Annotated in this window: 12 protein-coding genes and 1 tRNA gene; 7 read left to right on the forward strand and 6 right to left on the reverse strand. The window is 54.9% G+C overall.

What is annotated here, in order from left to right:
- Nucleotides 1–28: 28 nt before the first annotated feature.
- Complete coding sequence (locus ACOCF6_RS10425) at nt 29–886, reverse strand: class I SAM-dependent methyltransferase (RefSeq protein WP_482460319.1); 858 nt, start codon at nt 884–886, stop codon at nt 29–31.
- 565 nt (nt 887–1,451) lie between these two features.
- Between ACOCF6_RS10425 and ACOCF6_RS10430 the strand changes: the two genes are divergently transcribed.
- The 3 genes from ACOCF6_RS10430 to ACOCF6_RS10440 all read left to right on the forward strand — a co-directional run bounded on the left by ACOCF6_RS10430 (nt 1,452) and on the right by ACOCF6_RS10440 (nt 3,892).
- Nucleotides 1,452–3,218, forward strand: coding sequence for a diphosphate--fructose-6-phosphate 1-phosphotransferase (locus ACOCF6_RS10430; RefSeq protein WP_482460320.1), 1,767 nt, complete (start codon nt 1,452–1,454; stop codon nt 3,216–3,218).
- A gap of 59 nt (nt 3,219–3,277) precedes the next feature.
- A complete protein-coding gene (locus tag ACOCF6_RS10435; protein ID WP_482460321.1) occupies nt 3,278–3,436 on the forward strand; it encodes a hypothetical protein in 159 nt (52 codons plus the stop codon).
- Nucleotides 3,437–3,511: 75 nt separating this feature from the next.
- The gene (locus ACOCF6_RS10440; protein ID WP_482460322.1) at nt 3,512–3,892 is read left to right on the forward strand and encodes a hypothetical protein; all 381 of its coding nucleotides are present in this window, start codon (nt 3,512–3,514) and stop codon (nt 3,890–3,892) included.
- 43 nt (nt 3,893–3,935) lie between these two features.
- On the opposite strand, the gene ACOCF6_RS10445 is transcribed toward ACOCF6_RS10440, so the two are convergent.
- The gene (locus ACOCF6_RS10445; protein ID WP_482460323.1) at nt 3,936–4,325 is read right to left on the reverse strand and encodes a GSU3473 family protein; all 390 of its coding nucleotides are present in this window, start codon (nt 4,323–4,325) and stop codon (nt 3,936–3,938) included.
- 142 nt (nt 4,326–4,467) lie between these two features.
- On the opposite strand from ACOCF6_RS10445, the gene ACOCF6_RS10450 reads away from it, so the two are divergent.
- From ACOCF6_RS10450 to ACOCF6_RS10460, 3 genes are all read left to right on the forward strand, one after another.
- On the forward strand, nt 4,468–4,905 hold the full coding sequence (locus ACOCF6_RS10450; protein ID WP_482460324.1) for an FxLYD domain-containing protein: 438 nt from the start codon (nt 4,468–4,470) through the stop codon (nt 4,903–4,905).
- 272 nt (nt 4,906–5,177) lie between these two features.
- Nucleotides 5,178–5,438 (forward strand): hypothetical protein, encoded by a 261-nt coding sequence (locus ACOCF6_RS10455; RefSeq protein ID WP_482460325.1) that lies wholly within the window; start codon nt 5,178–5,180, stop codon nt 5,436–5,438.
- 11 nt (nt 5,439–5,449) lie between these two features.
- Nucleotides 5,450–5,525, forward strand: a tRNA-Ala gene (locus ACOCF6_RS10460).
- A gap of 137 nt (nt 5,526–5,662) precedes the next feature.
- On the opposite strand, the gene ahcY is transcribed toward ACOCF6_RS10460, so the two are convergent.
- From ahcY to ACOCF6_RS10475, 3 genes are read right to left on the reverse strand one after another with little or no spacing between them, the layout of a single operon-like run.
- Nucleotides 5,663–7,057 carry an adenosylhomocysteinase gene (gene ahcY / locus ACOCF6_RS10465; RefSeq protein WP_482460326.1) on the reverse strand — a complete coding sequence of 465 codons (1,395 nt, stop codon included), beginning with the start codon at nt 7,055–7,057 and terminating at the stop codon, nt 5,663–5,665.
- Nucleotides 7,058–7,088: 31 nt separating this feature from the next.
- Nucleotides 7,089–8,504, reverse strand: a complete 1,416-nt coding sequence (locus ACOCF6_RS10470) for a glycosyltransferase family 39 protein (protein ID WP_482460327.1) — start codon at nt 8,502–8,504, stop codon at nt 7,089–7,091.
- 3 nt (nt 8,505–8,507) lie between these two features.
- Nucleotides 8,508–9,440 carry an ArsR/SmtB family transcription factor gene (locus ACOCF6_RS10475; RefSeq protein WP_482460328.1) on the reverse strand — a complete coding sequence of 311 codons (933 nt, stop codon included), beginning with the start codon at nt 9,438–9,440 and terminating at the stop codon, nt 8,508–8,510.
- Nucleotides 9,441–9,699: 259 nt separating this feature from the next.
- On the opposite strand from ACOCF6_RS10475, the gene ACOCF6_RS10480 reads away from it, so the two are divergent.
- On the forward strand, nt 9,700–12,762 hold the full coding sequence (locus tag ACOCF6_RS10480; RefSeq protein ID WP_482460329.1) for an Ig-like domain repeat protein: 3,063 nt from the start codon (nt 9,700–9,702) through the stop codon (nt 12,760–12,762).
- Between the two features lie 53 nt (nt 12,763–12,815).
- Here ACOCF6_RS10480 and ACOCF6_RS10485 read toward each other — a convergent pair whose 3' ends face one another.
- Complete coding sequence (locus tag ACOCF6_RS10485) at nt 12,816–14,477, reverse strand: fatty acid--CoA ligase (protein WP_482460330.1); 1,662 nt, start codon at nt 14,475–14,477, stop codon at nt 12,816–12,818.
- Nucleotides 14,478–14,556 lie beyond the last annotated feature (79 nt).

Raw genomic sequence — 14,556 nt, forward strand, 5'->3', positions numbered from 1 at the left:
CAAAAAATTAAAAAAGTTCCAGAGTTCATTATCTTACTGCCGTCACCTGACAGAGAGCAATACGATTCTCATCAAGATTGCGCAGCTGGTTTTTGGTCATGTGCTGAAAGCCATCTCCCATCAGGAGATTAAGCCCCAACAGGCGCGGCCCGGCCTCCCCGGAAGGGTGTGTCACCTGCCGGAACCAGTTGCGGGCCGAATCAGTTGAATCTACCCAGGTGCTGACAGCAAATCCGGCCGCTTCGAGTAGTTTCCGCATCTCATCCGGTGTGACCAGGAAACTCGTTTCCGGCCCCTGCGACCACGGGACTGGAAAATGAACCGGGCTGACCGGGCCGGCCAGGATATCGTAGATCGCCAGGGTGCCTCCCGGCTTCAGAACGCGGTACATTTCCCCATACAGTGCATCCTTGCCCGGAATATTCATGGCCGTGTGCTGGGTCCAGACGACATCAAAAGATCCGTCGCTGAACGGCATCTGCTGGGCATCTCCTTGCCGGAATGCAACCAGATGGGAGAGGCCGACCTTGTCTGTCAGCATTTCTGCGACACGACAGTAGTCCCCGGTCAGGTCGATACCGGTTACCCGACAGCCGAACTCAGCAGCGAGGCAGCGCGCCGGCCCGCCAATACCGCTGCCGACATCCAGCACATGCATGCTGGGTCCGAGACCCGCAGCGCCTGCAAGTTCCATGGTGGCCTTGCGACCGCGCACATGAAACTCGTCAACCGGGGCCAGGTCGGACGGCTTCAGGTTGCGCAGATCCTTTCCGGCTGCTTCCAGCGCTGCCAGAATCCGCCCGCCCAGATCCTGGCTCGCATAGTGCTGCTGAACACTGGCTTCCAGCAGATTCGGTTCTGGCACGCTCACCTCGTAAACTTGCATCAAGGGACTCCTGAAAGCACAATGCCGGCCATCCTAGCAGAGAGTCGTGAAAGACACTAACGCATTTCTGGCGGTACTACATTCCGGATGTAATGATTGCCGGCCCCGCTGCTGAACGAGTCGATGTAGCAAGTATAAATTCCCTCGAATCCACTTGAGTGCTATAATCAAAAATCAGCAAGCACTCCGTGTAGCGCCGATGAAAAAAAGGAGCATATATCATGAGCAAAGGCCAGGACAGCAAGAAAGCGACTAAAAAGGATCCGGCTAAAACCCCGAAGGAAAAAAAGGCCGACAAAAAGATCAAGAAGGATGAAAAGAAGAGATAGTCAAGGTGGTCAGGTGCTGAAGATGGCGCCTTCCTGGAATTTTCGTGCCATTCTGGCAGGCCCTCATCCTGGAATCCGGATTAGTTTTTGGGGATAATCTGGTATAACTGCAACGCAGCGTATCGTGAGACCGTCACACGATACGCGGGTTGCGCTGAAAGATTCGGATATGAAGGGTCTGTTCATCCCGCCCGGCGTTTTCCCGCTGTTACGACACTACTAGATAAAGGCTGAATATGAATAAAGTCATCGCCAGTATGAACATAGAACCTGTACCAGATTCCGTCCTGGCTGCTTCGTTACAAAAGATGGAACATGGGCACTCACCATTTGAAACTGCCATCAGGGCGATGGATGTGCCGCTTTGTGATGCCTTCAGAACATCAGGAGCGGTGGTGCCGATTACGTTTACCGCCGGGACAAGGGCTCTGGAACCGGGCCGGGAGATCGCCGTATCATTCCCGTATTCCATCGCAGCATCAAAAAACCGCCTGTTATCAGCCGGGGACGCCATGACTGCTCAGGTATCCGGCAAAAGGGTCGCCGTGATGTTTTCCGGTGGCCCGGCGGCCGGCGGACATAATGTGGTGGCAGGTCTCAAACGGATGTTGGGGGCAGAAAACACCCTGCTGGGAATCAAGGCCGGCCCCAAAGGGTTACTGAAGGGAAATCTCTTTGAGATAACGGATTTCCATGTTCACCAGATCATGAATACCGGCGGATTTAACTTCATGGGGACCGATCGCACAAAAATCGAAAAACCGGAAGACATTGAAAAGGTGAAAACCGTCTGCCGGGAGCAGAATATTGATGCCATAGTCGTTATCGGCGGTGATGACTCCAACACCAACGCCGCTTTCCTGGCCGAAGAACTGTTTACCGGTGTAAAAGAAAACGGCAGCGGCGTGCAGGTGATCGGTGTACCGAAAACCATTGACGGCGATCTGCAGCGTGGCGACGAACTGCCGATCTCTTTCGGATTCGATACTGCCACCAAGATTTATGCCGAGGAAGTCGGCAACCTACTGCGCGATTCAGCCTCTTCGCTGAAGTATTGGCATTTTATTCGCCTGATGGGGCGCTCTGCCTCGCATGTAACCCTGGAGGTGGCCCTGCAGACACATCCAACGATTGCCCTGATCTCCGAAGAGGTCCGGGAACGCACCATAACCCTGTCTGAGATAGTGGATTCTATCGCCGAGATTGCTATCGGGCGCGCCAGGAAGGGTCTGAATTATGGCGTTGTCCTTGTGCCGGAAGGTTTGATCGAATTTATCCCCGGCTTTACCACCATGATTGACGATTTGAACGATAAGATGGCGCAATTCAAAGACGAGCTGACCGGCAGGAACATCAGGGAGCAGCTGCTGTTCATGTATTCGAAATTGACGCAAAGCCATGGGGAATTGCTGGAATCCCTGCCTGACTCCATCAAATACAAACTCATGGCAGACCGTGATGAACATGGCAATCTGCCGGTTTCACTGATTGAAACCGAAACCATGTTAAGCGGTGCCGTCAAAGCGAGAATTGCCGAGTTGGATAGCAGCGTGAAATTCAATACGCTGAATCACTTTTTCGGCTATGAGGCCCGTTGCGGTGCCTCTACGCTCTTCGATGCGGCCTACACCTATAATCTGGGGGCAACCGCCGGCTCATTGATCCTGGATGGCCGTACCGGGTATATGGCCAGCCTTACGGATCTGGATCAGGGCGCCAAACCTTTGGGCATCCCGATTACCAGCCTGCTGGATATTGAGATCCGCAAAGGAAAACCTGCCAAAGTCATTGAAAAGGCCCTGGTCAAGCTGGATTCTCCGGCTTTTATCTACTTTGAGTCCCGCAGGGGTCTCTGGGCGGAGAATGACCTTTCCAATTCTCCCGGCCCGATTCAGCTTTGGGGCCCAACCTCCCGGCACATGCCCAAAACGGTCGCCCTCAACAGGGAATATCATTCATTGGACTTCAGGTTTTCTACTATTCAGGAGCAGGAACTCGCATAACAGCCCACCCTCGCCGGTTGGCTGCAATGCCCACTACATATCCAGGAAAGTGACAGCACATGACAGAGACACTAACAAAAGAAGATGCTTTTCCCATGGAAGAGATTGTCGTTTCTCACGCCTATGAAATTATGGCCCTGGTTTCAGTTCTGGAAAAGAAGGGGATCGTAACCCGGCAGGAAATACTGGATGAAATCACACGCATGCGGGAAAAATGACGAGCAATCATATCGTTGACCAACCCAGGCATGTTCGGATATTTCAATGATAACTATCAAGGTATTGGAGGACAAATGACGGGTGATGAAATCAGGAAAAAGGTGTTCAAGCTGGCGGTTGTACTGGTGATAACCGTGGTTGTTCTCTGCACGGGTTATGTCATGATTGTGCTCAACTGGAGCTATTCCAAAGGCGAGAGAATCGGGTACATTCAAAAGTTTTCGGAAAAAGGGTGGCTCTGTAAAACCTGGGAAGGGGAGCTGCAAATGCTGCCGGTACCGGGTGCCTTGCCGGAAAAATTCCTTTTTTCAGTGCGGGACAAGAACGTGATCAGCAAGCTCAACGGGAGCATGGGGAAAAAGGTTTCGCTCTCCTACGAACAGCACAAGGGCATTCCTACAAGCTGCTTTGGCGAATCGGAGTATTTTGCAACAGCAACCAGGATACTGGAATGATTTCAACGGGGCACGTGCAGTGAGAAACTTGGGTTTTTACAAGTCATTGCACTGCCCGTTTTTTCATTTCATTCGGATACCGAAAGGTATGCTGGCGGTTAGGTTTGCGTAACGGGTCAACACCAATCGTCACCCAGCCGGTTATGCGCTTGAATTTGACAATCTGGTTTGATTCCAGCAGGGTATCCAGCTTGTCCTCTGTTACATAATCATACCGGTTGTCGGTATATTCGACGCGGACGATGTTTTTCACTTCAGCCGCCGGCTTATGGTTGAAATTACGCTGGAATTGCCGCAGCGGGTCAACTCCGACGGTCACCCAGCCGGAAGAACGCCGGAATCCTGTTATGGTCCTTGATTCAATCAGCCGGTGCAACACAGTATCTTTCACATAATCGAAACGGTTGTCAGGATAACGTACCTGTATCAGCATGTTACACACCTCTTTTATCACACAATACCTTACTATCACTTTTATAGTCAACCTGTGAAAACCGGCACCCCTGCAGGCCCGCTTACCGTTGTGCATACGTGGCCTACTATGCTATTACTATTACAGAAAGGTGGTGATCGACATGCTGCGGACTTCACTGTGGTGCGTTGTAATTCTGGCGCTTCTGAGCGGGTGTGCGACCTATCCCACTGTCAATCAGGAGCGCATGCAAGCACTTCCCCAGCAGTACAGGGAGTTTGATGCACAGCTTGCCTGGGAGGTCAAATCGCTTGGCGATTCAACGGTAATTGATGGAGTCATAAGGAATATCCGCTACTACGAGATGGACGATGTGGAGATCTGGGTTTCTTTGCAGAATGCTGACGGAAAGGAAGCCCAGCGGGCAGTTGATTTCGTACACATGCTGAAGGAAAATGAATCAGCTGCGTTTAAACTGAAAATCCCGAAGGTTGCATCAGGGACCAAACTCCATTTCATGTATAAATATATCGCCCAGGAGGGTGGCGACACCGGCGATTCGATGTCGTGGAGGCAAACCTTTGACTCTGTAGTTCCATAGTCGGGATAGTGTTGCGATAGGAATGGATGGCACTGGCTGGAATAAACGTACAGTCCGCCAGTCTTTGCATGGAGGCCTATGTTTACTGTTACGTCCAACGTTAAGAGCTGTATGTGCCTTCAGGTATCTACGTTAGCCGGCAATCTCTTGGTAGATAATCGCTATAGGTACAACGGGATCACAATTGAAATGAATTTTCAGTCTATTGGATTTTATGGTATCGGTGTATAGTTGCACCTCGAAAGCCAACATTCTTACTGAAGGAGAAGATAATGATCAGGAAGACAGCAGCCAGCATTGTTATGGTTTTTGCAGCAGCGAGTTTTGCTTCAGCAGCAGTAGGCGTTGACGTTGCAACTCCCAACGTACGGGTGCAGGTCGGTACCCCGCAGCCACCGCCCCCGCCACAGGTGCGGGTAATCGAGCGGGAGCGGGTGATTGTAAGGGAACATGAGTATGAGGGAAAAAAGGATAATGGCAAACACAAGGGCCATTACAAAAAACACAAAAAAGAAAAAAAACATGACCATTAATTCCTGAACTCGGGGCTGTAGCTCAGCTGGGAGAGCGATGCGTTCGCAACGCATAGGTCGTGAGTTCGATCCTCATCAGCTCCACCAATAAATAAAGGCACTTGCATATAATATTGCAGGTGCCTTTTATTTTTTGTGCTTTGCCACCCTACCCCCGGTAAACAAAATGGGCGGATCTTGTTTGATCCGCCCCGATTCATGCCAACTACCTTCCGGGGTGTTCCCTAGTAGCGGTACTGCTCGGATTTATATGGCCCTGCCACCGGCACGCCGATATAGGCAGCCTGCTCGGCGGTCAGTTCCGACAGCTGGGCATTCAGCTTTTTCAGCTGCAGACGGGCAACCTTCTCGTCCAGGTGCTTGGGCAGGACATACACGCCGACCGGGTATTTCTCCGGATTGCAGAACAGCTCGATCTGGGCGATGGTCTGGTTGGCAAAGGAAGAGGACATGACATAGCTGGGATGGCCGGTGCCGCAGCCCAGGTTGACCAGGCGCCCTTTTGCCAGCAGGATGATGCGCTTGCCGTCCGGGAAGATGATGTGGTCTACCTGGGGCTTGATCTCCTCCCACTGGTACTTCTCCAGGGCCGCTACCTCGATTTCGTTGTCGAAGTGGCCGATGTTGCAGACAATGGCCTGGTCCTTCATCTTGATCATGTGGTCATGGGTGATGACATGGTAGTTGCCGGTGCAGGTCACGAAGATGTCGGCCTTGTCGGCGGCATACTCCATGGTCACGACGCGGTAGCCTTCCATGGCGGCCTGCAGGGCGCAGATCGGATCGACTTCCGTCACCCAGACCTGGGCCGAGAGGGCGCGCATGGCCTGGGCCGAGCCCTTGCCCACGTCGCCGTAGCCGCAGATCAGGGCGACCTTGCCGGCGATCATGACGTCGGTGGCGCGCTTGATGCCGTCCACCAGGGATTCGCGGCAGCCGTACAGGTTGTCGAACTTGGACTTGGTGACCGAGTCATTGACGTTGATGGCCGGGAATTTCAGGTCTCCGCGCTCGTGCATCTGGTACAGGCGGTGCACGCCGGTGGTGGTCTCCTCGGTCACGCCCTTGATCTGCACCAGTCGGGTGGAGTACCAGGTCGGGGCAACGGCCAGCTTGGCCTTGATGGCGGCGAACAGGATCGTTTCTTCCTCGGAGCCCGGATTGGACAGCACGGAGAGGTCCTTTTCAGCCTTGGCTCCCAGATGCAGCAGCAGGGTGGCGTCGCCGCCGTCGTCCAGGATCATGTTGGAATATCCGCCGTCACTCCATTCAAAGATGCGGTGGGTGTAGTCCCAGTACTGCTCCAGGGTCTCACCCTTGACGGCGAAGACCGGCACTCCCTGGGCGGCGATGGCGGCTGCGGCGTGGTCCTGGGTCGAGAAGATGTTGCAGGAGGCCCAACGTACCTGGGCACCCAGGGCGGTCAGGGTCTCGATCAGCACGGCGGTCTGGATGGTCATGTGCAGTGAGCCGGTGATGCGGGCGCCTTTCAGCGGCTGGCTGGCGGCAAACTCCTCGCGGATGGCCATCAGTCCGGGCATCTCGGTCTCGGCGATCCGGATCTCTTTGCGGCCCCAATCGGCCAGTTTCAGGTCTGCTACGATGAAATCTTGTGACATGTGTTTCTCCTTTGTGTGATTTTATTTCAAATCATTGGGCAATGGTCATTGGCCAAGGTTCGGATATCTGGATCCAATTGATTTTAGTGGGCCCCTCCCAAAATACGTTAATCAGAAAGGCACGATCGCCCGGCTTGCACCGGAAGCTTTGCGGATCCATAATCCAGGTAATGGACGGGGTTCGGTAATAGGCCCGCATGGACTGTTGAACATAGGCCCGTCCTGTCGGTGGGTTGTCTACATATACATACGAGTTGGGCGGGAACGACGGCATAAAGTTGCGTAGCGTTGAAAGATACAGTGCAATCGGAGCGGCTTCTGATTTCCATTGCTGGCCGCGCTGCTGGACATTCTCATAGTTGATCCAACCAAAGGTTGCAATGATCAGCACAGCAACAAGGCAAAAGGTCTTTCTGTTAAGCCTCTCCTTCAGATCTGCCAACAGGGCCGCATACATCAAGGCCGGCCCGATAGAGACGATATAGAGGTAGCGGCCGATGGAATTGGCCAGGTATTTGGGTTCAAATTGCCCCAGTGAGGACAGGCTTTGAGGTATAAATGTAAAAATGACCCAACCTAATACCAACAGCAGCAGCTTTTTGTCTTTAACCAGAAACAGGCTGGCAGGAACAGCTATGCCGGCAAACCAGGCCAGTGGATTGATGTCGCGCAACACCCCTGAGGGAGAAAGGAAAAACGCACAGAAACCACCCACGAGAGAATAGAGAGGTCTGATCTGGTACAGTTTTGCCAGTTCGGCCGGCGCCAAGGCCAGCCAGCTGAACACCACCTTGTTCAGCAGCAGATAGGTAACAATAATCCCGCAAAACGGGAGTATCCGCATCCAGACGTTTCTGTTTAATAATCCGCCGGACAAAAACAGGAATTCCAGCATCAGGATGATTGCCGGTAGCGAGGCGGCCTCTTCTTTGCTGAACATGGCTAAACAGTAGCTAACCAGTGACAGCAGCAGGAATTTCCGGTTGCCGCTTTCGCGAAAACGTACATAAGTGATCAGCGTCAGCAGATAAAAACAGAGGCACAGCAGCGAATTGATGACGCATTTCCAGAAGATGACATCAGACCCGACAGCGCTCAAGACAAAAAAGAGGCCACTAAAAAATGCCACGGTTCTGTTCTTGAATACAACCTGGATGAAGTAAAAGACCAGCACGGCATTAAGCGCGTACAGCGTAATGTTAACCAGGGTGTAGCCGACGGGATTGAATCCGAATAGACTGTACATCGGTGCCCAGACGACGTTGCTTACCACTCTGAGCGCATTGTAGCCGAGCAGAATGCGGACAAGATCATGGAAGTTGTTTTCTATATAACGGAAATCATCGTAACAGAAAAAATTATCGATAAACCTGGCAAACAGCAGAAATGAAATCCCCAGAGCCAGGAAGGGGAAGACCGGTATGTTCTTGAAACTGGGCGTTTTCATGTATTAAACTCGTTGTTGTATCGTATTGGCGGCCTTTACCAAAAACACCGTCTCCTGACCGTTCGCACCCTCAATCCGCTCACAACGGATATCCCCGAACCCGGCCGCAGTCAGCCAGATGGACAGTTCACCCTCATCAAACCCCAGCCACTGGTCGGCCAATTGCTCCCGGGCGGCCTCGCGCTCGTGATGAGCCAGGTCTGCCAGGAGCAGCACACCGCCCGCTACCAATACCCGCCGGATTTCTGCCAGAACAGCAGCCGGATCGGCGGCATGGTGCAGCACCATGTTGGCCACCACGCATTCTACCGCGGCATCGGGCAGCGGCAGATGGGCCATCTCACCCAGACGTAGTTCGACTCCACTCACCCCACGATCCACCAACCTGCGGCGGGCTTCCTCCAGCATGGCCGGGGAATGGTCAACGCCGATCACCTGTGACGCCCGTGTTGACAGTTCCGCCAACAGACCGCCGGTGCCGACGCCGATCTCCAGCACAATGACACCCTTTGGCACAAGTTCCAGCAGGCGCTGGCGATATTCCGGGACCGGCAGAAGCGTTCTGGCCAGATCGTCCCACTGACGGGCATGGCGGTCAAAGAATTCCTGGCTGCGCCGCCGCCGATCCTCCAGTACCTGCGCCACTGCGGACAGATCCAGGCTGCGCGCGGCCAGTTTTTCGATTTCACGCTCAAAGGCCGGGCGGATGGTGGCAAAGAAGCCGTTTGACTCACCTGCCCGGTAATAGCTCCAGGTACCCTGGTGCTTGACGGTCAGCACGCCGGCCTCGGTCAGTATCTTGAGGTGCCGCGAGATGCGCGACTGCCCCATGCCCATGATGCGGGTCAGTTCCTGCACGGTGAATTCACCGGCCAGCAGTACCGCAGTCAGGCGCAGGCGGCAGGGGTCGGCCAGTGCTTTGAGGGTGTCGAGCATGATATATCAGATATCCCGATTTTTATAAATCAACTTTTCTTGATATATCATGGGCCGTAGTTCAAATGCAAGTCAATATATTCGGAACCTCCATTGTGGCCCGCAATTGGGATATCTCGGAATTTGACCGTAATTATTTGTATTTGATTGACAAATTTAAACGCGTTATAGTGTATACGCCAAACTCGGCACCTAGCACATCCGCCGGATATGTAATGAAGTACGATGTATGTCAGGCTCCACAAAGGAGGAGATTACCATGCGGAGAATGTTCTTTCTGTTCCTGCTGTTCTGCCAGTTCCTTATCACCACCGCAGCCCTTGGCCAGCTCTGTCCCCCAGTAAATCAATCCGACGTCTGCGTAACGCTTACTTCTAACCACAGTCCATCGGCCTTTAATCAGGCCGTCACTTTTACGGTCTCGTGGATTGATGGATGGGGGGGCACACCGAATGCAACGGTAACGCTGATTGACCGGTTCAATGGCCAGGACACAACCATTGCCTCCGGGTATGAGAACAATGGCAGCGTGGCCTATAGCACATCATCACTGGCAATCGGCACCCATGAGATAACCGCCTATGTTCAGACCTCCCTTGCCGGCACCCCCACCAGCACTTCCATTGTGCAAACCGTTACCAAAGCCACTCCAGTTGTTGCGCTCTCTGCGGGCCCTGCCACTGTTGCCACCAGAGCAAACATTATTCTGACCGCCACGGTGTCGCCCAACACGGCAACCGGCACGGTTACGTTCCGCGACGGGACTGCGCCTCTGGGAACCGCTGAGGTGGTTAATGGCATCGCCACCCTTACCACATCGTTTATGACCGCAGGCAGCCGCACCCTGTATGGCGACTACAGCGGCGACGACTTCTACACGACAAATAGCGGCAGCAGCAATCTCTCGGTACTTGATCCGTACTTCACCTGGGCAGTCGCACCACAGGCCGGTCAGGCCATACTTTCAGCGCAGTCCGATGTTCCGGTGACCGGGCATTTCACCCTGCACAAGGGAACAGATGTGCCCTGCGGAAGCGCGGTGCAGGTGGCTGCCGGCCAGACAGCTTCAGGTGCGTCCGCCCTGCAGCATGGTTCACTGGCTCTGGTCACGGCTGTGAATACAAGCTACGCCGTGCGCAATCTGACACATAACAGCGCATACACCGCCTGCTTCACCACCGCCAGCCTGACTGCGCCACAGTCGCGCAATTTCTCCACAGCTGCCGAGGCAGGTGTCGCCAGCACCTGGATTAATCAGGGCAACCCGAGTCCTGAAGGTGCGGCGGCTAGATATACCAAGCTGGCCTTTGCCCCGGATGGCGCCCCTTGGGTGGCATATGTGGATGGAAGTTCGTGCATCAACGGAACCACCACCAGAGATATTGTTACGAATTATGCTACCGTACAATGGTTTGATGGCAACTCCTGGGTAACAGCCGGAGTCTGCGGCTTTGGCAATTTAGGGGAGGTTTACTCAGGCGACCCGGCGAGATTAGTTCTTGACGGCATGGATCAAATATCTCTGGCATTCTCACCCGCCGGCACTCCCTATGTGGCGCTAACCTTAAAACAGCATGTAAAACCATTCTCCTGTAGACCAGATGATGCGACTTGTAATCCTACGGTTGCTCCCGGCAGGGTTACCAGGGTGCTGCGCTTTGACGGGTCAGGGTGGGTGACGGTGGGCAATTACTGGCCGGATGGGGCGTCTCCCTCCCTGGCCTTTGCTCCCGACGGCACCCCCTGGGTGGCGTATTCCTCGGAAGATGACGGCAACAGGGTCAAGGTCAGGCGACTTGACGGAACAGGCTGGGTCATGGCCACACCGGGGCAGTTTCCGATCAGCAACGCGCAGGGGGTGTCCCTGGCCTTTGCACCCAACGGCGCACCGAACGTGGTGTTCAGCGATGCCAATAACGGCGGCAAGGCAACTTTCATGACGCTGGCCAATGGCAGTTGGTCCCTGTCAACGGCATCCACCGGCGGGGCCGACAATCTGTCGCTGGCTATTGACAGCAATAACGTCCCGTACCTGGCCTATCGCGCGCTTGACGGCACCAACAAGGCCATGGTGGCAAAGCTGTCCGGAGACCAGTCGGGCTGGCAGGCCGACCCCGCGTCCGGTTCCTCGGACAACCTGGCATTGGCAGTTTCCCCCGGCGGCGCTCCCTACCTTGCCTATCAGGACATGATATCCGGAAAGTTGAAGGTTACAACGTTTGATGGCACTGTCTGGCGCCTCAAGGGCGACAACGGCGTTTCTGCAGGCCAAACTGCCTATGCTTCGCTGGCCTTTACACCCAACGGGCAACTCTACACAGCCTACAGTGACGCTACCCTCACAAATGCTGCAATAGTCATGAAGGCCACGTTTCATACAACACTAACCGTCTCTTCCACGGTTAACCCCATGTATGCCGGCGACCAGAGCGGCACAATCAATGCCCAGATCTCCTGCAACACGGCAGCCGCGGGACAGGGTGATTTCAGCGGTTCCATAGCCTTCAAGGATGGCTCAGCGGTACTGGGGAGCGAGAACTTTTACGTTGGATCTTTCGGCACTGTATCTTTCGGCACCGTATCTCACGACATCTCAAGCCTTGGCGCCGGCAGCCACACCATCACTGCGGAGTATGCCGGCAATGGCCTGTGCGGTCCCGCCACGTCGTCATCCCTCGTACAGGTTGTCAACAAAAGGCCTTCCATCACAACTATTTCTTCCAACACCAATCCCGCCTATGCCGGCGACCTCATCACCATCTCAGCGACAACGGATTGTGACATCACCTCAACAATATTGAGCTACTTTCAGGGTACGATCAGTTTCCAGGAAGGGGATTACACTCTGGGGACAGGAACGTTTAACCCATTTAATGTTGAGCATCCCAAAGCCGAGTTTACGACCTCGTTACTAAGTCTTGGCAGCCACCCCATCAGCGCCGTCTTTGCCGGCGACGACTGGTGCGGCGCTTCCAGCGTCACCATGCAGCAGACCATCATCCAACCTCCGCTCGCCAGGAACAAGACCAAAGGGGTTTCCTACGAGACACTCACCGAGGCGTTGTCCGCCGCGAACCCGACGATCCCCGACGAGCTGCTATTGCTTGGCAGTTCCTACATAGACGCGGTGGTACTGAGCAAGGGAGTACTGCTCAATGGTGGCTGGAACCCGTACTATGACAAGCTGAACGGCCGGCCGACCACGCTGAATAACGGCCTGATGGTGGATGGAGGCAATTCGGTACTGAGGCTGTTTGATATTATCGGCACACTGACGATCAAGAGTGGTAGTCTGCGGGCCAATGGTGTCAGGGTTAAGTAGCGTGTGAGTTTTGTAAGACGGATTTGCCCATCAGTGCGTCGGTGCCGCCTAAATCACCTGGTGGCACGTGTGTCCTGGCCATACTTCTCCCGCAAGGTCACCTTGCTGACCTTGCCGACACTGGTCTTGTCGATGGCCTCAACAAATCTTACCTTCAGCAGCACCACCTGCTTGTTGACCAGCCCCTTGTCGGCGTACTGCTTCATGTGATGGGTAATATCCTTTTCCGTGACACGGCTGTCAGCTTTCGGAACCACCAGCGCCAGCGGCCGCTCACCCCATTTCTCGTCGAAGACCCCGATCACAGCGACCTCGCTGACAGACGGGTGGTGGGCAATCATGTCCTCCAGCTCCAGCGAAGAGACCCACTCGCCGGCGACCTTGATGACATCCTTGGTCCGGTCGGTGATGCGCAGATAGCCGAGTTCGTCCCGCACCGCCACATCGCCGGTATGCAGGTAACCGCCCTCCCACAGCTTTTCCGAGGCCTTGTGGTCCTTCAGATACCCCTGGGTCAGCCAGGGTGCCCGCACCACGATCTCGCCGGTGCTGGCATTGTCACTGGGCTGCTCGTGCAGTTCGCCGTCAACCAGCCGCAGATCCACCAGCGGCAGAGCACGGCCGGTCTTGCAGCGGATAATCGACTGCTCTTCCGGGGACAATTCCAGCATCTCCGGGGTCAGATGGGCCAGGGTCAGGATCGGACAAGTCTCGGACATGCCGTAGCCGGTGAAGACATCGATGCCGCGCCCCATGGCTTCCAGGCAGAGGCTGCGGGACATGGCGGCACCGCCGATGATCACCTTCCAGCCGGTCAGGTCCATACGCTGGGCATGGGGATGTTTGAGCAGCATGTGCATGATGGTCGGCACACAGTGGGAGAAGGTGACGCCCTCCTTTTCGATCAGATCCAGCAGCAGGTCAGGCACGTAGCGGCCGGGATAGACCTGCTTGACCCCCAGCATGGTGGCAACATAGGGCACGCCCCAGGCATGGACGTGAAACATGGGGGTGATCGGCATGTAGACATCCTGGCGGTGGAAACGGCCATGGCCCAGTGCCGAACCGAGGACACCCAGCACACCCATGGTGTGGAGCACCAGCTGGCGGTGGCTGAAGTAGACCCCCTTGGGCATGCCGGTGGTGCCGGTGGTGTAGAAGGTCGTGGCGCGGGTATTTTCGTCGAAATCAGGGAATGCGAATTCGGGGGAAGCCGCCGCCAGCAGCAGCTCGTACTCGCCGCAGAACGGGATGGTGGTCACTGGCGGCGCAGGCTCGTCATTCAGCAGCACAAACCCCTTAACCGTGTCCATACGCCCGCGGATCTGCTCCAGAATCGGCAGAAACTCGCTGTTGACCAGCAGGATATCGTCTTCGGCATGGTCGATGGTGTAGAGGATCTGCTCCGGCGAAAGGCGCACATTGATGGTATGCAGCACCGCACCGATCATCGGCACGGCAAAGAAACACTCCAGATAGCGATGGGAGTCCCAGTCCATGACCGCCACCGTATCGCCCGGCTTGACCCCCTGTGCAACCAGCGCATTGGCCAGTCGCTGTACCCGCTGGCGCAGATCGCGATAGGTGTAGCGGAACGTGCCGCGGTACACGATTTCCTGATCCGGGGCATCGACCACCGGACAGAAGAGCAGATTCTTGATCAACAGCTGATAGTCATAGGCGGAAGGTGTTCGCGGGATATGGGGATTGGGCACGGTGTGACCTCCAATAATTGTCAGTATCTCCAGTGAGGCATCCTATGTAGCACGATCTGCCCCTACTTCCAACACGGAA

The organism is Geobacter psychrophilus, assembly GCF_056821595.1.

Bases quoted from the DNA above. Each gene is read 5' to 3' on its own strand.
- ACOCF6_RS10425 (WP_482460319.1), bottom strand. From the start codon at position 886: ATGCAAGTTTACGAGGTGAGCGTGCCAGAACCGAATCTGCTGGAAGCC.
- ACOCF6_RS10430 (WP_482460320.1), top strand. From the start codon at position 1,452: ATGAATAAAGTCATCGCCAGTATGAACATAGAACCTGTACCAGATTCC.
- ACOCF6_RS10435 (WP_482460321.1), top strand. From the start codon at position 3,278: ATGACAGAGACACTAACAAAAGAAGATGCTTTTCCCATGGAAGAGATT.
- ACOCF6_RS10440 (WP_482460322.1), top strand. From the start codon at position 3,512: ATGACGGGTGATGAAATCAGGAAAAAGGTGTTCAAGCTGGCGGTTGTA.
- ACOCF6_RS10445 (WP_482460323.1), bottom strand. From the start codon at position 4,325: ATGCTGATACAGGTACGTTATCCTGACAACCGTTTCGATTATGTGAAA.
- ACOCF6_RS10450 (WP_482460324.1), top strand. From the start codon at position 4,468: ATGCTGCGGACTTCACTGTGGTGCGTTGTAATTCTGGCGCTTCTGAGC.
- ACOCF6_RS10455 (WP_482460325.1), top strand. From the start codon at position 5,178: ATGATCAGGAAGACAGCAGCCAGCATTGTTATGGTTTTTGCAGCAGCG.
- ahcY (WP_482460326.1), bottom strand. From the start codon at position 7,057: ATGTCACAAGATTTCATCGTAGCAGACCTGAAACTGGCCGATTGGGGC.
- ACOCF6_RS10470 (WP_482460327.1), bottom strand. From the start codon at position 8,504: ATGAAAACGCCCAGTTTCAAGAACATACCGGTCTTCCCCTTCCTGGCT.
- ACOCF6_RS10475 (WP_482460328.1), bottom strand. From the start codon at position 9,440: ATGCTCGACACCCTCAAAGCACTGGCCGACCCCTGCCGCCTGCGCCTG.
- ACOCF6_RS10480 (WP_482460329.1), top strand. From the start codon at position 9,700: ATGCGGAGAATGTTCTTTCTGTTCCTGCTGTTCTGCCAGTTCCTTATC.